General features: G+C 63.8%; 16 protein-coding genes. 6 read left to right on the plus strand and 10 right to left on the minus strand.

What is annotated here, in order from left to right; all coding sequences use genetic code 11:
- Nucleotides 1-8: 8 nt before the first annotated feature.
- The 5 genes from qhpC to ACODSR_RS12245 all read right to left on the minus strand — a co-directional run bounded on the left by qhpC (nucleotide 9) and on the right by ACODSR_RS12245 (nucleotide 6,524).
- Complete coding sequence (qhpC, locus tag ACODSR_RS12225; RefSeq protein ID WP_489076821.1) at nucleotides 9-368, minus strand: quinohemoprotein amine dehydrogenase subunit gamma; 360 nt, start codon at nucleotides 366-368, stop codon at nucleotides 9-11.
- The gene (gene peaB, locus ACODSR_RS12230; protein WP_489076823.1) at nucleotides 365-1,819 is read right to left on the minus strand and encodes a quinohemoprotein amine dehydrogenase maturation protein; all 1,455 of its coding nucleotides are present in this window, start codon (nucleotides 1,817-1,819) and stop codon (nucleotides 365-367) included. The genes qhpC and peaB overlap by 4 nt, the downstream gene beginning before the upstream one ends.
- On the minus strand, nucleotides 1,816-3,546 hold the full coding sequence (gene peaA, locus ACODSR_RS12235; RefSeq protein WP_489076825.1) for a quinohemoprotein amine dehydrogenase subunit alpha: 1,731 nt from the start codon (nucleotides 3,544-3,546) through the stop codon (nucleotides 1,816-1,818). Before peaA ends, peaB begins: the two co-directional genes overlap by 4 nt.
- Nucleotides 3,547-3,669: 123 nt before the next feature.
- Nucleotides 3,670-5,055, minus strand: coding sequence for an agmatinase family protein (locus ACODSR_RS12240; protein WP_489076827.1), 1,386 nt, complete (start codon nucleotides 5,053-5,055; stop codon nucleotides 3,670-3,672).
- Nucleotides 5,055-6,524, minus strand: a complete 1,470-nt coding sequence (locus ACODSR_RS12245) for an agmatinase family protein (RefSeq protein ID WP_489076829.1) — start codon at nucleotides 6,522-6,524, stop codon at nucleotides 5,055-5,057. The genes ACODSR_RS12240 and ACODSR_RS12245 overlap by 1 nt, the downstream gene beginning before the upstream one ends.
- Nucleotides 6,525-6,847: 323 nt before the next feature.
- Here ACODSR_RS12245 and ACODSR_RS12250 point away from each other — a divergent pair, with 323 nt between their 5' ends.
- Nucleotides 6,848-9,223, plus strand: a complete 2,376-nt coding sequence (locus tag ACODSR_RS12250) for a TonB-dependent receptor (protein WP_489076831.1) — start codon at nucleotides 6,848-6,850, stop codon at nucleotides 9,221-9,223.
- Between the two features lie 37 nt (nucleotides 9,224-9,260).
- Here ACODSR_RS12250 and ACODSR_RS12255 read toward each other — a convergent pair whose 3' ends face one another.
- The 5 genes from ACODSR_RS12255 to ACODSR_RS12275 form a co-directional block, all read right to left on the minus strand.
- The gene (locus ACODSR_RS12255) at nucleotides 9,261-10,826 is read right to left on the minus strand and encodes a tetratricopeptide repeat-containing sulfotransferase family protein (RefSeq protein WP_489076833.1); all 1,566 of its coding nucleotides are present in this window, start codon (nucleotides 10,824-10,826) and stop codon (nucleotides 9,261-9,263) included.
- Nucleotides 10,823-11,824, minus strand: a complete 1,002-nt coding sequence (locus ACODSR_RS12260) for a HupE/UreJ family protein (RefSeq protein WP_489076835.1) — start codon at nucleotides 11,822-11,824, stop codon at nucleotides 10,823-10,825. Before ACODSR_RS12260 ends, ACODSR_RS12255 begins: the two co-directional genes overlap by 4 nt.
- Nucleotide 11,825: 1 nt before the next feature.
- Nucleotides 11,826-12,629 (minus strand): peptidyl-prolyl cis-trans isomerase, encoded by an 804-nt coding sequence (locus ACODSR_RS12265; RefSeq protein WP_489076837.1) that lies wholly within the window; start codon nucleotides 12,627-12,629, stop codon nucleotides 11,826-11,828.
- Between the two features lie 456 nt (nucleotides 12,630-13,085).
- Nucleotides 13,086-15,269, minus strand: coding sequence for a xanthine dehydrogenase family protein molybdopterin-binding subunit (locus ACODSR_RS12270; RefSeq protein ID WP_489076839.1), 2,184 nt, complete (start codon nucleotides 15,267-15,269; stop codon nucleotides 13,086-13,088).
- Nucleotides 15,266-15,718: a (2Fe-2S)-binding protein gene (locus ACODSR_RS12275; protein ID WP_489076841.1), complete on the minus strand. Its 453-nt coding sequence runs from the start codon at nucleotides 15,716-15,718 to the stop codon at nucleotides 15,266-15,268. Before ACODSR_RS12275 ends, ACODSR_RS12270 begins: the two co-directional genes overlap by 4 nt.
- A 168-nt stretch (nucleotides 15,719-15,886) precedes the next feature.
- Between ACODSR_RS12275 and ACODSR_RS12280 the strand changes: the two genes are divergently transcribed.
- From ACODSR_RS12280 to ureC, 5 genes are all read left to right on the plus strand, one after another.
- The gene (locus tag ACODSR_RS12280; protein WP_489076842.1) at nucleotides 15,887-17,383 is read left to right on the plus strand and encodes an agmatinase family protein; all 1,497 of its coding nucleotides are present in this window, start codon (nucleotides 15,887-15,889) and stop codon (nucleotides 17,381-17,383) included.
- 96 nt (nucleotides 17,384-17,479) lie between these two features.
- Nucleotides 17,480-18,328: an urease accessory protein UreD gene (locus tag ACODSR_RS12285; protein ID WP_489076844.1), complete on the plus strand. Its 849-nt coding sequence runs from the start codon at nucleotides 17,480-17,482 to the stop codon at nucleotides 18,326-18,328.
- A 4-nt stretch (nucleotides 18,329-18,332) separates the two neighbouring features.
- Nucleotides 18,333-18,635 (plus strand): urease subunit gamma, encoded by a 303-nt coding sequence (locus tag ACODSR_RS12290; protein ID WP_489076846.1) that lies wholly within the window; start codon nucleotides 18,333-18,335, stop codon nucleotides 18,633-18,635.
- Between the two features lie 139 nt (nucleotides 18,636-18,774).
- Nucleotides 18,775-19,080 (plus strand): urease subunit beta, encoded by a 306-nt coding sequence (locus ACODSR_RS12295; RefSeq protein ID WP_489076848.1) that lies wholly within the window; start codon nucleotides 18,775-18,777, stop codon nucleotides 19,078-19,080.
- A gap of 127 nt (nucleotides 19,081-19,207) precedes the next feature.
- A complete protein-coding gene (ureC, locus tag ACODSR_RS12300) occupies nucleotides 19,208-20,920 on the plus strand; it encodes an urease subunit alpha (RefSeq protein ID WP_489076850.1) in 1,713 nt (570 codons plus the stop codon).
- The last annotated feature ends 35 nt before the right edge of the window (nucleotides 20,921-20,955 follow it).

A 20,955-nucleotide genomic window follows, 5' to 3' on the forward strand; every position in this document is an offset into this window, starting at 1 on the left:
GGCGGCCCTCATGGGAAAACGAGATCGAGACTGCGCCAGTCCTTGGTCGCGGTGGCGCAGTTGCTGGCCCAGTCGGGCGAGTAGTTGACATGATCAGGCACCTGCACCGGCCAGAAGCAGGTGACGTAGCAGTCGTAAATGTCGCGCTCGACCGGCTGGCACAGCCCCGCCGTCCCGCCGCTGGCATCGACTTCCCAGCCGGGGGAGAAGGACAGCGAGCAGCCCATCGGCACATGCGGGCGCGGCGCCTGCTGAAGGGCGACGACATCCTCCTCCATGTCCGCATCGGGCGAGGCGGCAGCCTCCATCTGGGTCACGGCCTCGTCGATCCGCTGCGCCTTTTTATTGATGGCACGAAGATGCTTCATGACAGCCCCTTTCTTTGCGCGAAGCGTTCGAGAAAACCGGGATTACGCACCGACAGCACCCCGTAGATTCGCAGGCAGGTGTCGGTCCACTGGCGTATCCAGTCGCAATAATGGAGGTTTGCGTGGCCGGTGTCGCCATAGCGGACGAACGCCTCATGATGGCACCCGCCCGCACAGAGCGGCCGCGCCCAGCAGCTCTGGCAATCATATTTCGCCTCGACATGCCCCTTGGCCAGGAACTCGCCCTGCTTGGCACGGTCGATGCCGCTGGAAACATGCCCCATCGTATGCGTGTCCGCGTCGGTGAAGCGATGACAGGGCGACAGGTCGCCCGACGGGCTGACCCCCATCAGGCCAAGGCCGGCGCCACAGGGATGCGATTTATTGACGCCCGAAATCAGCTCGCTGATCGTTTCGCTGACATTGGTGAAACCGTGCGATTCCCCCCGCAGCGCATAGTCCAGCCACTCGTCCGCAAGGCTGTTGAACTGCGCCAGTACGCTGTCCATGCCATTGCCATCGAGCGAATAGGCGCGCTCCTCGCCCGTCGTCACCGGCGCAAAGCCGACTTCGTGAAAGCCCAGATCATCCTTCAAATGGCGGAAGATGCGCACCACATCGGTCACGCCTTCGGTCAGCGTCACCCGCGCGGTGATCGCCCGCGTCTTGTGATGGGCGATCAGGGTGCGCAGGCGCGGCTCGATCACCGCATAGCTGCCCTTGCCATTTTTATAGACGCGATGCTTGTCCTGCAATTCCGGCGGGCCGTCCATGCTGACGGTCACGCCAACCCGGTTGTCCGACAGAAAGGTGACGATCTCCGGCGTCAGCAGCGTGGCGTTGGTGGTCAGGCTGTAGGTAATCGCCTTACCCGCCGCAGCCGTTGCATGATTGGCGTAGGCGACCACATCGCGCAGCAGCTTGAAATTCATCAGCGTTTCGCCGCCAAAGAAGGTGATATGCACCGACTTGCGGCCAACCGCCTCGGCGATCAGCAGATCGACCGACGCCATCGCGGTGTCGAGCGTCATATATTTGGGTTTGCCCGCCGGCGTCGCGATCTTGTCCGCGCCAAATTCGTAGCAATAGGTGCAGGCCAGATTGCACTGGTTGGTGACGTTCAGCACCAGCGCCTGCAACGGAAAGTCGGCGGGCGGCGCCTGCGGCACCTGCGCCACCGGCATGGCATGGCCCAGGTGGATGAGCCGTGCCTGCCGCAATTCGCGCACCAGTCCATCGGCTTCTTCCGCCGCGCGTCCTTCGGCGACCAGTTCGCGCACCAGCGCCGCATGGGTCAGTTCCTGCCCGTCGAGCCGGTCCAGAACCGCGCGGACATCGGTGTCGATCTCGAAGATCGCGCCTGCGCTCACAAGATAGACAAAGTCGCTGCCTCCGGCGTCAAAGCCGTGATATTCCGCCCGGCGATAGGTGGGTGCCTGCATCACGGTCATTGCGACACCTCCGGTTGATCCCATTTCTGATAGGCAGGCACAGTGACGACCATGTAGGAACGGGCGGTCAGCGGCTTGCCATACTTGTCCTTTTCGGCCTTGGCCGTGGCGACGACCCAGACATCACCATAATTGTTGCGGCCAAAGCGGCGGGCAGGGTTCGGCCCTTCACTGTTTGGCGTGAAGAGCGCAGCCGGGCTGAGCGCGCCGACATATTTGGCGTCATCATCATAATAGACCGCCAGATATTCCTGCGTTGACCAGGTGACATCGACCGGCCCGACCGCAATGTCATCCGCCGTACCCTGCTTGCCGTCGATGCCATTTTCGAACCCGGTCGCATCAAACTGCGCATAGCCTTTGGGAAATTTGATCCCGCCCAGCCGCGACACGGCGGTTTCAGGCGTCACCTTGATATAGTCGATCTTGCTGTAAACCGGGAAGGCCTGCTCCAGCACCGCGCCGCCGATCGCCACGTTGCGCTGTCCCGATGCGGCCCCGGCGGCGACATCGGCGGTCACCAACAGTTCCTGCGGGCTGGCCGATACGATCTTCGTCGCGGTCACGCCGACGCCCAGATCAATGTCGGCGGGGGTGAGCGATGCGGGCAGATTATGCCCCATGATACGGAATTGCGCGCCCTTGGTCCCGGCCTTGACCGGACCGGGGATGACGGCCAGCACGGCGGGCGCTGCCGTCGCGCGGATCAGCTTTACGTCCAGCCCAAATTCCTGATAATCCCCCCAATACCAGCGCCCTACGGCGCTCTGCTGGTCGGGCGCGAACCACATCGTCTCCCGCGCCGCACTCGCCAGATCGTCGGGCTTGCCAGCCGCCACGGCCCCCTTGGACGATCCGCGCCAGCTATAGCCGGCATAGACGATGCCCGCGCCGCTGCGGCTGACCGTGCCGCCATTGGTCAACGACCGCAGCGTGCTGCTGGTCACAAATTCGTCCGCCGATTTGCCCGTCTTGACGCTGAAATTGCCCACGAACCGTCCCTGCCCCGGCGCGGAAGCCACGACCAGCCATTCGCCTGCCAGACGCGGCACGCTCTGGCGCGATCGCCAGGCGGCCCATTCGGGCGTGTGCAGCGGCGCGGCCTTGGCCATGTAGGTCAGCGCATATTCGCCGCGCAGCATCTTGTCCTTGGGGTCGCGGCCCGCTGGCTGTTCGCTATCTTCGGCAGGACGGCGATATTGCGCGTCCGCCTGCGAATACATGGCCACATGCAGATCCTGTAACGCCTTCCATTCCAGCTTCGACCGGCGCCAGGACATTGGCTGGGCGAAACTGTGGCAGGCGGCGCACGCGCCGCGCATGGTTTCGTTGGGGATATTGGTTTCGTCGATTATGCGCTTTTCCGCCAGATACATGACCGGCAGCGCCTCTTGCGGGGCCAGGCCATGCGATGAGGACAGTGATTTGACGATCGCCCGCGATTCATCGGGGGTGATCGCCAGGCCGTTCAGGCGCACCATCCGCTTGATCGCCTGCGACCAGCCTTCAGGCGTGGTGCGGACCCAGCTGATCCGCGACAGATTCCCCTTGGCATCGGGCGTATGGCAGGTGCCGCATTTTTCCTTGACCAGCGCGTCGGCGACCGGGATGCCCGGATCGCTTTCCTTCATCGTCGCGCCGTCCGGCCCGCCATCGGCCTGCGCGAACAGGATCGAAGTGGAAAACAGCGCCAGCAACCCGAATTTCGAGAGTGTTACCCGCTTCACCCTGTTTCCCCCTCAAGCACCGTCCGGTGCGCGAAACCCAAGCCTAGGCAGGCGCTCCATCTGCGCCATTGCCCAAATGACGTATGGCCCCGCGACAATCCGCCATGAGAAACTGGACAGACATCAAGATTTTTTGCGGGCGGACTTGCCAGCCCCGCTTTGCTGGACCGAAATAGGCGTCGCAGCGCCCTTCTTGCGCAGCGCAATACCGCTGAGGCAGGCGTGCAATATATAGTTGGCGCTCATCCGGCTGACATAGGTGGGGTCCAGGATCGGTGCGGCATCGAGCAGGTCGAAGCCGACCACCTTGGTCTGCGCGCAGAGTTGCCGCACCATCGGGATCGCCTCCCGCATGGTGATGCCGCCGGGCACCGGACGGCCCGACGCAGGCGCATCGCCCGGATCGAGGACGCTCATGTCGAACGAGATAAAGACATTGTCCGGTCCCTGTTTCAGGCCCGCCAATATGTCTTTGGCCACCGCCTGCCAGCCGCGTTCCTGTATCGCGGCGGTGGACAGGATGCGTGCGCCGCTGGCGGTCAGCCGCTTCTGCGTCGCGGGATCAGCGTCGCGTCCATGCAGACCCACCAGCGTGACATCGCTGCCACGCAGCAGATTTTGCTGCATCAGCCGGGTCAGCGTTTGCGTGTCGGAGATCAGATGGTCGCCGTTCAGTTCCGCCCCGGCATGGGCATCGAACTGGACCAGCGCGACCTTACCTGCGCCATAAGTGTCGACCATCGCCGCGACATCGGCAAACATAACCGCATGATCGCCCCCGACGATGAACGGCACCACGCCGACGCTCGCCATCTCGGCGATCATCATACGGACATGGGGCAGCCCGCGTTCGGGGGCCATCGGGTCGATCGCCAGATCGCCATAGTCGGCAATCGACAGCAGCAGGCCCGGATCGACCCCGCCATCGGCATCCGCCCCGACCAGCCCGTCCATCCCGCGCAACGCCATCGGCGCGTGCTTGGAGTCGCGCCAGCCCGACGAGAAATCGAGGGGCACGCCGACAAAGGCGACCTCCACTTTACCCGCGACCAGATCCTCCTTGCGCAGCGCAACCGGCGCGTCGGCGAAGGTCGGCACCGCGCCGCGCTGAAACAGATAGCGTTTCAGGCTGAACGGGCCGTCGTCGCGCTGGCGCTTGTCGAACAGCTTGGGACGCAACGTCGTGCTGGCGTTCCAGCCGCGTGCCTGCGGGTTGAGCGCAATCTCCGACGGATCGCGCCCGGCCTTATATTTGCTGTCCTCCACCACCGCCATCAACGCGCTGGCATAGGCGTCGACATCGGCTGCGGAACGCCCCGCCAGCGCCACCTGCAATTTCTCGTCCGTCAGGCCGAAACGCGCCAGCACCGCCGGATCGGACAGAAACGCCTTCTTCTCCGGCGACAGGCTGGCCAGCGGATCGCCGCCCTGCGCCATGGCGGGAACGGACAGGGTTGCAAGGGCCAAGGCAAGAGCGGCGCCACGCGCCAGCAAAGCGATGCGCGCCATCAGTTCTTCTTCCCATAATAGGCGTCCAGCCCATGATCGACCGACACCGGGTTGAGATAGCCGGGTTTCAGCCCTTTCTTGCGCATGGCGATACCAGCAAGACAGGCGTTGAGCAGGAAATTGCTGTTGAGCGCGGTCTTGTAACTGGTGTCGAGATAGGGCGCGACTTCGACGATATCGATGCCAGCAATGTCATTTTCCGCGCACAGGTTGCGCATGATCGGCTGCGCCTCCCGCATGGTCAGGCCGCCGGGGACCGGGGTGCCGGTGCCGGGCATGAAGGCGGGGTCCAGCACATCGACATCGAAGCTGATCCAGAGCTTCTTGGTGCTGGCGCGCGCTTCTTTCAGCGCACGGGCCATCACCTTGTCCCAGCCCCATTTCTCCACCTCGACCATCGTGTGATATTTCATGCCCTTGTTGCGCATCCAGCCAAAGGTTTCGAGATCGGGGCCACGCGCGCGCAGGCCCACCTGAATATAGTCGCTGCCCCGGACATGGCCTTCGTTGATGACGCGATAGACTGGCTGGCCATGGTCGAGCAGATGCACACGCCCCCGGCCAATGTCATAATGGCTGTCGAAATGGATGACCCCGACATTGCCCTTGCCATGGACATCGGCGGCGGCGGCGACATTGGGATATTCCAGACTGTGGTCGCCGCCGATAACGATCGGAATCGCACCGGTGCGGGCGATTTCCGCCACCATCGCGCGGACATGATCGACGCTGCGTTCGGTCGAATTCTGGTCGATGGCGATGTCGCCATAATCGACGACTTTCAGCGCCGCATTGGGGTTGATCATCGAATACATATCATTGCCGCCAGCCCCGCCGGTCATCCGCATCGCGCGCGGCCCGTCGATCGCGTTGCGCCAGCCTGACCCCATGTCGAGCGGCGCGCCGACGATGGCGACATCGACCTTGCCCGCTTTCAGATCCTCCGGCGTCATCGCCAGCGGCGCACCCGCGAAGGTCGCAAAGCCCCTGCCATAGCCGCCGATATAGCGGGTCAATTCCATCGGCCCGGCCTCGCGCCGCGGGTCCATCGTCGCGGGGCGCTTCGCCTTCCAGGCGTTGAACCAGGGCGATGATGTGTCGAGCGGGATCGCCGCGACATCGCGCCCAGCCTTGAATTCCACCTGCGCGTGCAGTGCCTGCATGGCGTCGATATAGGCGCTGATCTCTTCTGATTTGCTGGTGCGGATACGATCGAACAGCGCGTCCTTCTCAACATAGCGCCCGGTGACGCCGCTCTTGAGAAAGTCGATCTTCGCCTTGTCGATGCTGGCCAGCTTCGCCTCGACATCCTTGGGCAATTCCAGCGGCTTGGGCTTGCCCATATCATCTTCGGCCGGCATTTGCGGCGCTGGCGTGGCCGCATTGGGCAAGTCGCCTGCCAGCACGGCCCCGATCGCCGCGATCCCGGCCATGCTCCATCCTGTAACGGCGGTCAAAGAAGGCATCATCGTCTCCGGCCCGCGTGGCGCGGGCAAAGGCTGTGGGCAGGAAAAGGGCACAGCTGCCCCAACCCCGACAAGCTATGCGGCCAGCCCGCCGCTCCCCATGGGGCATTTGACGTAGGATGACGCGCCACAGGAACAGACGAACAGGCTACGTCAAATGCCCCATGTCTGACTGCCTGCGCAGTCCATAGCCTTCCCACCATTGCAGAAAAGCACGAGGCGGCATCGCGGTCGCCCGCAGCGTCATGGCCTCGCAAAAGGGGCGGCCAGACGCACACCGGGAGGCGTTGATGTCAGGGAGCTATTGGACAAAAAAGGGGAATAGCATGTCATATCGCAAGACGCTGAGGCTGGGACTGCTGTCCGCCACGATGATGACCAGTGCGGCCCTTGCCGCACCCGCGCTGGCGCAGGACACGCCTGCCGCCGCCGAGGCCGACAGCGACGTCATCGTCGTCACCGGCACACGCCGCAGCACGACGCTGATGGAAACGCCGATCAATATTGCCGCCGTCGGGGCCGAGCAGCTGGCAAATGAGCGGATCGACGATATCCGTGATATCGCCGCCTTCACGCCGGGCATTACCATCACCGATACCGGTCCCTATGGCGCGGGCAACATCGTGATGCGCGGTCTGTCGGCCAGCGATACCAGCTCAACCGGTGGCAACAGCGACACGGCGATCGGCATCTATCTGGGTGATGTTCCGCTCTACACCGATTACAAGCTGATCGACCTGGAGCGCGTGGAAACCCTGTTGGGGCCACAAGGCACGCTTTACGGTCTCGGCACGCTGGCGGGCGCGATCCGTTACATGCCCAACCGGCCCGATCCGACCAAGTTCAGTGGCGAAGCCTATGGCCGTCTTTACGATGTCGCGCACAGCAAGGGGCTGGGCTATGTGGCCTATGGCGTTCTGAACGTGCCGATTGTCGCGGACTCGATCGCCTTCCGTACCGTTACCGGCTATTATTATGATCCCGGCTTCATCGATTATCCCTTCTTGCTGAAACAGCCTGGCGTATCGCTGCCGCAGCCGGGTCCGGTGTCCAATCCGATGGGCAGCGACGCCGACAAGAGCGCCAATTTCGCGGGCAAGAAGGATCTGAACTTCGAAAAGACCTTCACCAGCCGCAACCAGCTGGGCTATGTCGGCACGGATTTCGAGGCCTATTTCACCTACGCCTTTCAGCAGACCAAGACCAACGGGCGTCAGGCGACGGGCGGCAATGTCGTGGGCGAAGGCAAATATGAAGGCCCATGGCGTTCGGAGGAGCCGTCCAAGCGCACATCGCACCTGATCTCCATCGAAATGCAGGGCAATGTTGCCGACGTTGCGCAGGTCGTGTTCGTCTCTGCCTATACCAACAAGAAGCGGCGCAGCTCGATCGACGTCACCGATCTGCTGATCGACCTTGATTATGATTATGAACTGTTCCCGTCCTTCTCCGGCTACACCAGGTCGCGCGGAACCGACGAGCAATATAATCAGGAAGTCCGCTTGGTTTCCACCCATGGCGGTCCATTCAGTTGGGTAGTGGGCGGCTTCTGGAACCGGCAGAGTACCGATTCCGATTATCGCGAAATCGTACCGGGCTATCCGGCCTATGCCGGTATCGACCGACCCGACGAAGTCGAATATGCGTCTTATGTGAACACCAAACTCGACGAAAAAGCGATCTTTGGCGAAGGCAGTTTCAAGATCACCCCGGAATGGCAGGTGACAGCGGGCATCCGCTACTTCAAATATAAGGCCGATGTCATTGGCGGCACGGCGCTGCCGCTGTTCCAGACTTTCCCAGCCATCAATTTCCGCTCACGCGCTGGCACGACCGGTCAGGATGGCACTGTCTGGAAATTCAACACATCCTACAACATTACGCCGGACCTGATGGTCTGGGGGACTTACTCGAAGGGCTATCGTATCGGCGGCGTAAACCGCGTTGCCCCCTGCGTGCTGCCGCTCCCGCCTGGCCAAAATCTCTGTGCGCTGGAAAACGAGCTATTCTATGGCCCGGACAAGGTGAAAAACGCCGAAATTGGCGTGAGGGCGCAACTGTTCGATCGCAAATTGTCGATGAGCCTTTCAGCGTTCAAGATCAAATGGAACGGCATCCAATTGGACGGCCAGACCGTCAACGGCGCGATCGGCATCATCACCAACGGCGGCGCGGCGGAATCCAAGGGGATCGATTTCTCCTTCGATGCCCGACCGATTGAGGGGCTGAGCATCCGCGGCAATTACAGCTATCTGGACGCCAAGCTGACCGAAGATGTGCCTGCACTCCTTTCGGTCCAGGGCGGTGATCTGGTCGATGTGTTTGCGGGTGATCGACTGCCCGGTTCGACCAAGAATAGTGGCGCCATCGGCGCGACCTATGAAATGCCGATGGGCGACAATGCGCTGGTTCTGGGGTGGACGACCACCTATTCGGGCGGCATCTACAGCCGTCCGGGTCTGCGCGGCGGCGGTGAGCGTATCCCCTCCTACACGATGAGCCGGGCGAACATCACGTACAAGACCGACGCATATGAAATCGGCCTGTTCGCCAATAATATCTTCGACAAATATGCCATCACCGGGATCGGCAACGACCTGACCCGTTATGGCTTCGTCAATGATGGGGTTATCTATCGCGGCTATGCGCAATCTGTCGCGCAACCCCGCGTGGTCGGCATCGAAAGCCGGGTCAGGTTCTGATCCATATTGGGGGCGGCCTTCCATTGGCGGGTCGTCCCTATTTCGCCTCTATCCCCTGCCCCGCCAGCCAGTCCCGCACCGGGGCCAGCGCCCCCTCATGCGCTTTCCAGCGGGCTACGGCATCGGCGTTGATCGGCCTGCGGACCTGCGCGGCGCTCGGCGTTGCGACAGCCGCTTCATTTTCGTGGAAGGACAGGCAGGCGGCATCCCATGGCAGCCCGCAATGGGCAAGCAGGTGCCGCGTCTGCCCTTCCTGATCGGCGACCAGCGCTTCATAGGATAGTTGCAATACCCGGCCGGGAAACAGCCGTTCCCATAGCGCCATAAGCCGGTCAAAGCGCGTATAGTAACGGGCTATGTCCATCAGGTCATAGCTATAGGCATAATAAGCCGACTGGCTGGCGAAGAGATTTTTATAATTGCTCCATAGCGTGTCCATCGGGTGGCGGCGGAGGCAGACGATCCGTGCCTGGGGCAAGGCGTGCAATATATGGCCGATATAGAGGAAGTTGGCGGGCAGCTTGTCGATGAAGTGGGGCTTGCCCGGCGGGCGATGATGGCTGGCGCGGGCCATATAGGCCTGGCCGATCGCCGCCGGATCGACCGCCGCGCTGGCCGCGATCGTTTCCGGGTCGATCACCAGCCGTGACCTTGTGCCCGCCAGTTGCTTCACCGCCAGCGGCATCGCCTGCAATTCGCCCGCTGACCCGACGTCTGGGTGGGAGGACAATATTCGGTCCACCAATGTCGTGCCGGTCCGCGGCATCCCGACGATGAAGAGCGGCACGTCCTCCACCAGCCCCGCACCCCATCCGCGCGGTGGCCCATCGCCAAATAGCCGGTCGATCGCGTCGAAGATCGCCGCGTCCTGCGCAAAATCATAGCCGATGGCGCGTTTATGCGCGGCATTGGCCTGGCTCAGATGGGCAAAGGCGGCGGGCGCATCGCCCAGATCCTCCGCCTCCTTGGCCAGCGCATAGCGGATGCGCAGCGCATCGTCTGGGCGGGTCGCGGCGCTCAACGCCGCCTCCAGCCGGGGGACATGGTTGGCCTGCTCCGTCTGGCGCGAGAGGATGGCGAGCGCATAATGGGCGCGGGCATGACCGGGATTGGCGGACAGGATCGCCTCATACTGGTTCCGCGCCGCCTCCACACGCCCGGTAAAACCGCAGGCAGCGGCGAGATTGTAACGATAGTCCAGATTGTCCGGTTCGCCCGCGACCGCGGCCTCAAACGGCAGCACCGATGCCTCATGGTCGCCCAGCCGCGCCAGCACGCAGCCGATCGTGTCGGACGTCAGCGCATCCGCCCCGCCCAGGGCCAGCGCCTGCCGCGCCGCCTGCCCCGCTTCGCCATCGCGGCGCAGCAGGATCAGCAGCCTTGCATATTGGGCCAGATGCTCGGCCACCGGCCCGCGCGCCACCGCCTGCTCCAGCATCGGCAGCGCCTTGGCCACCTGGCCCGCTTCCGCCGCCGCCAGCCCCAGCAGGAAGAAGCCGGCGGGCTGGTCGGGATGCATCATCGCCATTTGCTGCGCCGCCTGCGCCGCCTGCGCCAGATCACCCCGCTCCAGTGCCGCGCGCGCCCGCGCCTCCAGGCTCATGCCGACCCCATGGTGAAGCCCACCACCCGCTCGATCATCCAGAAACAGCCGACAATCCCCGCGCCATAGAGCGCCGCCTGCCGCACCATCTGCTGCCGGTCGAAAATTGCGGCAAGCGTCATAACGCTCAGCACGCAACCGACGAAGAATAGCTGCCCTAGTTCGACCCCGCCATTGAAGAAGAGTAGCCCCGGCAGTCGCTCCTGCGGCGCGACGCCCAGTTCGCGCAGTACCGTCGCAAAGCCAAGGCCATGGAGCAGACCGAAACTGGCCACCACCGCCAGTTGGCGACGTTGCTTGCCCGGATCGGGAAGCGCATCGTCGCGGGTACGGATCGCCTCACGCGCCATGAAGGCGATGGAGAGCGCGATCACCGCCTCGACCGGCGGCACCGGCACTGACACGACATCGAAAAAAGCCAGCGCCAGGCTGAGCGAATGGCCGATGGTGAAAGTGGTGACGAGCAGCAGCAGGAAGCGCCCGCGCGCCAGCAGGCAGAGGCACAGCACGAAGGCCAGATGGTCCCAGCCACCCAGAATGTGGACGATCCCCTCCCAGGTATAATCGACCGCAATCTCCGGCAGCGCCCGCTCGCGCGCGGCGACCGCGCCGATCGGCAACGACAGGCTGTCGCCGTCGGGCTGGAGCGCCTGCCGGACGCGGGTGCCGGTCGCGGTGGAGAGGAACGTGCCGCCATCGACTGCCCAGGGGGTGAGGATGACGTCATCGGGGGCGATGGCGCGGTCGCAGGCGATGGTGATGGCATAGCGGGTGACGGTCGCCTCATTGAACCGCTCACGCACACTTTCCCGGCACCCGTCGGGCAAACCGAGCGAGGCATTGCTGGCCAACACCGAGGGGATGGAGGCGCTGAGGTCAAAGCTGCCGGGGTCGATGCCCGGCTGGATGCTATAGTCGCCGACCCGGAATATATCCGCCTGCGCCGGGGCGGCCAGGCCCAGCAGCAGGAATAACATCCAAAGCGCGCGAACCATCATATTATGGCTCCACCCGGATATGATAGCGATCCTCCAGCCGGGCGACTTCCTTGTCCACCAGCGCGCCGGTTTCTGCCGCCAGATAATCCTGTTTCACCTGATCGCGCACCGCCGGATAGGGGAGCATCGCCGCTGCGCCCCGGTCCTGCACCCGCGCAAAATGCCAGCCGCGGGTCGAGCGGAGCGGGCCGATCCATGTGCCGGTCTGCGCTTTGTTCACCGCGTCGAGGAAGGGCGCGCCGAACATGCCGCGCAGCATCGAGACGCCATAATCGGGCAGGTCATGCCCCATCCAGAAATCATCGCCCTTCACCGCCCCGCCCGATTGCAGCCGTGCCAGCAGCGCAGGGGCATTGGCAGGCGCGTTTTCGAAAAACACATGGGTAAGCGACAGGCGCGGTTCGGCGCGGTAGAGGTCGCGATGGGTGGCGTAATAGCCGATCAGCGCGTCCTCGCTCGGTTCGGGCGGCGCACCCGCGATCAGGAAGCGGACGCGGTCGATCAGCCGCTGCTTGGTCGTCTTGTCGGTCATGTGCATCCCGCGATCCACCGCTTCACGGAACAACAGTTCGTCAGCGACATAATCATGGATCAGCCTGGCTTTGGCGGCCGCGTCGGGTGCCTTGCCCGCCATCATCGCATAATCGTCGGACAGGCTTTGCTGCACCGATCGCGGCACCTCGATCGTCTCGCGCCGGGCGGTGACCGCCCAGTAGAGCAGGAATATCGCGCCCGCCGCGGCCAGAAAGACGATGAACGGATCGCGGGCGGCGATCCCGCGCAGCATGGCAACCAGTCGGCGCATCAGCGCAACACCCTTTCACATGCGCCCGGCAGGCAGGCGTCGATAGCGGTTATGACGAGGCGCTGGATGCGTCCCTCTACGTCAAATGACGCATGGGTTGGGGTCAGAGCGGCGCGACGGCGACATGACAGGTGGGTTACGGCTGGCGAGGCAGGGAATGGTTCGTCCATCCGATCAAGTAGAACAGAGGAAATCCTGCATTGGAAGGGGTCATGATGGGGTGTGAGGTTAGGGGAGTGTGCTGACGCGAGGTGGCGTAGGCCCACCCCCTAACGCTTATGATGGCCGCCCGCCAATTATCGACGCCGTCATCCTGACGGAAGTCAGGATCCATTGGCTCTACCTCTGCGCAAAATGCGCAAAGGTTGCGTGAATGGATCCCGGATCAAGTCCGGGATGACGGGAAGTTAGAAACGCCACGCCATCTTCTACGCTTCCCGCTCAAAGGATGTCGCGTTACGCCAGCATCTCTGCCGTGACCGGCAGCGACCTTATGCGTTTGCCCGTCGCGGCGTGAATAGCGTTGACCAAAGCCGGGATCACCGGTGGCAGCGCGGGTTCACCAAGGCCGGTGGGCGGGTAATCGGTCTTGACGAATTCGACGTGGATGGTGGGCGTGTCGGGGATGCGCTGGAGCGGGTGAGTGTCGAAATTAGCCTGCTCGATCGCGCCTGCAGCTTGCGTGATGACCTGTCCAGCCAGCGCCTGCCCCAGCCCTTCGATCACCGATCCCTGCACCTGATGCAGCGCGTTGATCGGGTTGATGATCTGGCTGCCGACATCGCCCGCGACCCAGACATTTTTGACCTTCGGCACGCCGTCGGCAACCGCCACCTCCAGCACCTCGGCGAAATAGCCGGCATGGCTGTAATAGAAGGCAAAGCCCTTGCCCTGCCCCTTGGACAGCGATTTACGGTTAGCCCAGCCGCCCATGGCCAGCGCTTTCTCGATCACACCCTTTGCGCGCGCGGTGACGAAGGGCGGGCGGTTGGCGCCCTGGCTGACCTGCGCGGTTTTGGACAGGAGTTCGAGCATGAGCGTGGGCAGATCCTTGCCCGCCGCCGCCGCAACTTCGTCCATGAAGGCCTGATAGACGAAGGCCAGCGCATTGGAGCCGGGCGCACGCAGCCAGCCGGTCGGCATGTTGGTCGACAGGAAACTTTGTTCCAGCAGCACATTGTCCAAAAGGCCTGCGGGCAGTTCGCCGGGCGACAGTTCGGCCGACCGCACCGGCTTGCCATCCTTGCCGAAGGTGATGAAATGATCGTGGAAGGCGGTCAGCGCGCCACTTTTGTCCAGCGCGGCGCGGAAGCCGTGCCAGCCCGCCGGGCGATAGAAATCGCGGCGCATGTCGTCGGCGCGGCTGAAGAGCAGTTTGACCGGCACGCCCGGCACCTGCGCGGCAACAAGCGACGCCTGCACCATATAATCGTTCATCAGCCGCCGCCCGAACCCGCCGCCGATGCGCGTGAAATTGATGCGGATCTTCTCCGGCGGCAGACCCAGCGCCTTGGCCACCAGCCCGCGCCCGCTTTCCGGGTTCTGGGTCGGCGCCCAGATTTCAATGGAACCATCCTTGAACAAAGCGGTGCAATTTTGCGGCTCCAGCGTCGCATGGGCTAGGAAGGGATAGCTGTAATCGGCGGTCACGACCTTGCCCGCCGACGCGAAGGCGGTATCGACGTCGCCGGTGCGCACAATGTCGCCATCCGCTTTGCCCTTGGCGCGGGTCGCCGCCTGCGCGGCATAGCCCTGCGTTGAAAAGCCGGTGACCGCGCTGTCGTCCCATTCGACTTTCAGCGTCTCGCGCGCCTGATTGGCGGTCCACCAGCTTTTGGCGAGGATGGCGACGCCGTCAAAGCCCGATTCAGGCGTGCCGTTGCCCTTGAGCATCAGCACATGGGCAATACCGGGCAGCGCGCGGACCGCGTCCAGATTGGCCGATTTGAAGGTGCCGCCAAAGGCCGGACAGGTTTCCAGCACGGCATAGAGCATGTCCGGCAGCTTGAAATCGATGCCGAACAGCGGCTTGCCCGCGACGATGGCAGGGGTATCGACCCCGCCGATGGACTGGCCGATGATGCGGAAATTCGCCGGGTCTTTCAGGGTGAGCGTTGCGGGATCGGGCGGAGTGAGCTTTGCGGCGGCGGCCGCGAGCGCGGCGTAGGGGATCGACTTGCCCGATTTGGGATCGGTCACCTTGCCGCTGGCTGTCGTGAGCGTGCCAGCCGCAACGCCCCATTGCGCTGCTGCGGCAGCGACCAGCATCGCCCGCGCCGCTGCCCCTGCCTGCCGCGTGGGCAGCCATTCGCGCGGGGTCGTGCGGCTGCCGCCTGCGCTCTGGCCGCCGAAAATCCTGGCGTCGGCATGGGTCTGTTCGATGCTGACCTGCGCCCAGTCGACGTCCAGTTCCTCGGCGATCAGCATCGGCAGCATGGTCTTGGCGCCCTGGCCGATCTCAGCATTTTTCGCGCCGATGATGACGCGATTGTCGGGCAGGATGCGGATGAAGGCGTTGAGGATGACCGGCGTGCCGTCCGCCGCTTGCGCGATCGCCACGTTCAGGTCGAACAGCAATCCGCCGCCCGCAATCAGCGAGGCGGAGATGAAGCCCCGGCGGGAGAGGGTCGCGGCGCTCATGCGACTGCTGCCTTGATCGCGGCGCGGATGCGGACATAGGTGGAGCAGCGGCACAGATTGCCCATCATGGCCGCGTCAATATCCTCGTCCGTGGGTTTGGGCGTCTGGCTGAGCAAAGCGGTGGCGCTCATGATCTGCCCGGCCTGGCAATAGCCGCATTGGGGGACGTCCTGCGCGATCCAGCTGGCAGCAATGCGCTTGCCGACATCCGTGGCCGCCGCGCCCTCGATCGTGGTGATCGCCGCGCCCTTCACATCGCCCAGCAAGGTCTGGCAGGATCGCACCGCCTGGCCATCGACATGGACGGTGCAGGCGCCACACAGGCCCGCGCCGCAGCCGAATTTGGTGCCGACCAGGTCGAGATCCTCGCGCAATACCCACAGCAACGGCTTGGCCGGATCGCCCTCCACCTGCCGCTTGGCTCCATTCACCGTCAGACTGATCGCCATCTCGCCCACCTTAGACTGTATCGCGCGCATTAGAGGCTGATCGGCAGGCATCTGTCCAGTCGGTTCAGCACCACAGCGTCCCGCGCAAAGCTACGTCAATCGCCCCATTGGTTGCGGGTGGATCGCGCCCTAGCCTTACCGCGACGCAGTAATCGGGGGCAGGACTGTATGACGTTCAAACGCATGGCACTGGGCGCGCTGCTGGCCGCGACGGTGATTTCGTCGGCGGCGGTGATCGCGCAATCGGACAAGCCCGCCATCCCCGCCGCGCTGGAAGCCAAGATCAAGACCCTGTCCAAGGCGAAGCGCGACTTCCTGATTTCCGACCCGGCCGAAATGTTCGCCGGTTCCTACGACAAATTGTTCGAGCGGCTGCAAACCAAGACCCCGCAGGAGATCGACGCCTATATCGAAGGGATGATGGCGGCGGTCGAGGCGTCGAAGTTCAATGCCAAGACCGATATGGCAGCGATCCCGCTCGACACGGACAATGAGAATTTTAACGGCTGGAAGCTGCGCCGCCCCGACGGGCTGGACCCCAAGCGCGAACCGGGGCCGTTCGAGCTGAGCTATTACGCCAACGGTCGCGGCGGCGGCGTCTATGGCGGCGGGATTGCTACCTTTGCAGGAGCGCCGGTCGCGATCTTCCCTGAAGATCTGGTCGCGGGCAAGGTGGACGTGGCGATCGTCGGCGCGCCGCTCGACATGGGATCGGGCTATCGCGGGGCCAAGGGCGGGCCGTCTGCGATGCGGACCCAATATGGCGCGGGCGGCATCGACATGTACACCATGGTCGATCCATCCAAGGAACTGAAGATCGTCGATTATGGCGACATCGCGATCGACAATATGTCGACCGAACGTAGCGTTGCTCATGTCCGCGAACGGGTGGCGGAGATCGCCCGCACCGGCGCCTTGCCCTTCATCGTCGGGGGCGACCACAGCCTGGAATATAGCGATGTCGCGGGGCTGGCCGATGTCCATGGCAAGGGCAGTTTCGGCGTCGTCCATTTCGATTCGCATTATGATGCGGGCAAGGGCGGCGTCCATTTCATCACCCATGGCGCCCCGGTCTATCGCGCGGTCAAGGAAGGTCATGTCCAGGGCAAAAATTATATCCAGGTGGGGCTGCGCGGGCCGTGGCCGGAAAAGGAAGGCTTTGAATGGATGCGCGACAATGGCGTGCGCTACCATGCGATGCCGGAGATCGAGAAAAATGGCTGGGCCGCCACCATGGAAAGGGCGCTGAAGGAAGCGCGCGAGAGCGGCAAGAAGATCTTTATCTCCTTCGACGTCGATGTGCTGGACCCCGCCTTCATCCCCGGCACCGGCACCCCGGTTCCGGGCGGGCTGACGATGCGGGAAGCGATTCCGATCGTGCGGCGGCTGTGCGCGGAAAATGAGCTGGTGGGCTTCGAGATCGTCGAACTCGCCCCCGTGCTGGACCCGACCTATCGCAGTGCGTTGAACGCCAATTTCATCATGCACGCCTGCCTGACCGGGGTGGCGATGCGCAAGAAGGGGATCAGGCAGGTCGGTTATCTGTCCGACCTGACGACCGAACATGGCCAGCCGGGCTATGGCGAGAAAGCCGCGAAGGAGGGCAAGACCGAGAAGGTCGATCCGGGTTACGGGCGGGGTGGCAGGCGGCGTCCGACAACCTGAGGCTTGGCGCAGTAGATGGCGGGCCAGAGCCGCCCTTTCGTTCCATACGTCATATGCCCCATGTCGTGACCTGCCGCGCCTGATCAGATGCTGTCCATGACCCTGCAACGCGCCATCACCGTGCCGCCCAAGTCCCGGCACCAGCGCGTCGATGGCCGCGCCATGGTGGCGTTCGGGCCGCGCGGCATTCGCGACATGATGCAGGTTGCCCCGGCCCGGCTGCTATTTCCCGACGGGCGGGAGGGTGATTTTCCGCTGGCCGTCACCGTCACCACCTGCGGCGGTCTGACTGGGGGAGACCGTCTGGCGCTCGACATCATCGTCGATCCTGGCGTCGCCGCGACCATCGTGCCGCAGGCGGCGGAGAAACTCTATCGCGCGCTGGACGAGGATGAACCGACCCGCATCGACACGCGCATCAGCATCGGCGCAGGCGCGACCTGCGAATGGCTGGCGCAGGAAGCGATCCTGTTCGATCGCAGCCGGATGCGCCGCACGCTGGAGGCCGACATGGCCCCTGACGCGCGCATGCTGGCAATGGAGATGCTGGTGCTGGGGCGCAGCGCCATGGGGGAAAGCTATCAAAGCGGGCTGATCCACGACAGCTGGCGCATCCGCCGGGGCGGACGGCTGGTCTGGGCGGATGCGCTGCATGTCGAGGGTGATTTCGCAAAAGAGGGCCGCGCGCCCTTCGGCTTTGGCGATGCCAGCGCCATCGCTACCTTGGTCTATGCCGGGCCGGATGCCGCCGACTATCTCGATCTCGCCCGCACTTTGGTCGAGGCACCGACCGGCGGCGCGACCAGCTTTGACGGGCTGCTGATCTTGCGCCTGACCCGCAACGACGCGCAGGCGCTGCGCAAGGATGTGATGCGCGCGGCGGGCGTGTTGCGCGCCGCGATATTCGGCCTATCGCCCTCCATGCCCACCATCTGCTACTGTTGATCCCATGAACCTGACGCCGCGCGAAAAGGACAAGCTGCTGGTCGCGATGGCCGCGATGGTCGCGCGGCATAGGCTGGCGCGCGGGGTGAAGCTGAACCATCCCGAAGCGATCGCACTGATCACCGACCATGTGGTGGAGGGCGCGCGCGACGGCCAGTCGGTCGCCGCGCTGATGGCCAGCGGCGGTCATGTCCTGACCCGCGACCAGGTGATGGACGGCATTGCCGAGATGATCCACGACATTCAGGTCGAAGCAACCTTCCCGGACGGCACCAAGCTCGTCACCGTGCATCGGCCGATCCGGTGAGTAACAACGCGCTTGCCTCTACCCCCGCGTTCGCCCTGAGCTTGTCGAAGGGCAAGGCTGAGCCTGTCGAAGCCCCTTCACTTCGTTCAGGCGAGGGCTTCGACTTCGCTCAGCCCGAACGGTCGTGGAGGAATAGCGCATGATCCCCGGCGAAATCATCCCCGCCCCCGGCGAAATCATCCTGAACGCAGGGCGGGTGCCTATCAACCTGACCGTCGCCAATAGCGGCGACCGGCCGATCCAGGTGGGCAGCCATTATCATTTCGCCGAGACGAACCCGGCATTGCTGTTCGATCGCGAGGTTTCGCGCGGCTATCGGCTGGACATTGCGTCCGGCACCGCCGTGCGTTTCGAGCCGGGGCAGAGTCGCGACGTGCAGTTGATCCCTTATGCGGGGGACAGGATCGTCATCGGTTTTCGCGGCGATGTGATGGGGGCATTGTGAGAACGTTTCTCTCTCCGTTCGCCCTGAGCGAAGTCGAAGGGGTCGGCAGAGCGAAGCGAAGCCACTTCGCTCCGCTCAGTAGAAGGCTTCGACTTCGCTCAGCCCGAACGGGGAAGAAGGAAGCATTATGCCCGTAACCATCCCCCGTCGCGCCTATGCCGGGATGTTCGGCCCCACCACCGGAGACCGGGTGCGGCTGGGCGACTCTTCCCTCCTCATCCGGGTCGAGGACGACCTGACCGTCTATGGCGAGGAGGTGAAGTTCGGCGGGGGCAAGGTGATCCGCGATGGCATGGGGCAAGGCCAGATGAGCCGCGCGGACGGCGCGCCCGACACGGTCATCACCAACGCGCTGATCCTGGACCATTGGGGGATTATCAAGGCGGACGTGTCGATCCGCGACGGGCGCATCGCCGCGATCGGCAAGGCGGGCAACCCGGACGTCCAGCCGGGCGTCACCATTCCCATCGGTCCCGGCACGGAGATTATCGCAGGCGAAGGCCGTATCCTGACCGCAGGAGGCATCGACGCGCATATCCATTTCATCTGCCCGCAACAGGTGGAAGAAGCCCTCAACGCAGGGATCACCACCATGCTGGGCGGCGGCACCGGCCCGGCGCATGGCACGCTGGCGACGACCTGCACGCCGGGCAGCTGGCATATCGGGCGGATGTTGCAGGCGCTGGAAACCATGCCGATGAATTTCGGCCTGATGGGCAAGGGCAATGCCAGCCAGCCCGCCGCGCTGGTCGAAATGATCCGCGCGGGGGCGTGCGGCCTGAAACTGCATGAGGATTGGGGGACCACCCCTGCCGCGATCGACTGCTGCCTGTCGGTCGCGGACGAGTTTGATATTCAGGTCGCGATCCACACCGATACGCTGAACGAAGCGGGCTTCGTCGAAAGCACGATCGGCGCGTTCAAGGGCCGCACCATCCACGCCTTCCACACCGAGGGTGCGGGCGGCGGTCATGCGCCCGACATCATCAAGCTGGCGGGGCTGCCCAATGTCCTGCCCTCCTCCACCAACCCGACCCGGCCCTATACCGTCAACACGATCGAGGAACATCTCGACATGCTGATGGTGTGCCACCATCTCGACCCGCGCATTGCCGAGGATGTCGCCTTTGCCGACAGCCGCATCCGCAAGGAGACGATCGCGGCGGAAGATATTCTCCACGACCTGGGCGCTTTCTCGATGATGTCGTCGGACAGTCAGGCGATGGGGCGGGTCGGCGAAACCATCATCCGCTGCTGGCAGAGCGCCGACAAGATGAAGCAGCAGCGCGGGTCTTTGGGATCGGACGATGCTGACAGCGACAATTTCCGCGCCAAACGCTATATCGCCAAATATACGATCAACCCGGCGATCGCCCATGGCATCAGCCATATCGTCGGGTCGATCGCGGTGGGGAAACTCGCCGATCTGGTGCTGTGGTCCCCTGCCTTCTTCGCGGTAAAACCCGATCTGGTGATCAAGGGCGGCAGCATCGCGACCGCACCGATGGGCGATCCCAATGCCAGCATCCCTACGCCCCAGCCGGTCCACTACCGGCCGATGTTCGGCGCACTGGGTCGGGCGGGCGCGCTGTCGGCAGTGCATTTCGTGTCGGCTGCGGGGATAGCGGACGGGATTGGCGAGCGGTTGCAACTGGCGCGGCCATTGGAGGCAGTGCGCAACACGCGCGGGGGGATCGGCAAGGCGTCGATGCTATTGAACGATGCGATGCCGCATATCGAGGTCGATCCCGAAACCTATGAGGTGCGGGCGGATGGCGAATTGTTGACGTGCGAACCGGCAGGCGTGCTGCCGTTTGCGCAGAGATATTTCCTGTTTTGACAAGCTACCCTAACCGCCCTTCACCCTTCATCCCC

The organism is Sphingobium sp. FG125 (assembly GCF_057809795.1).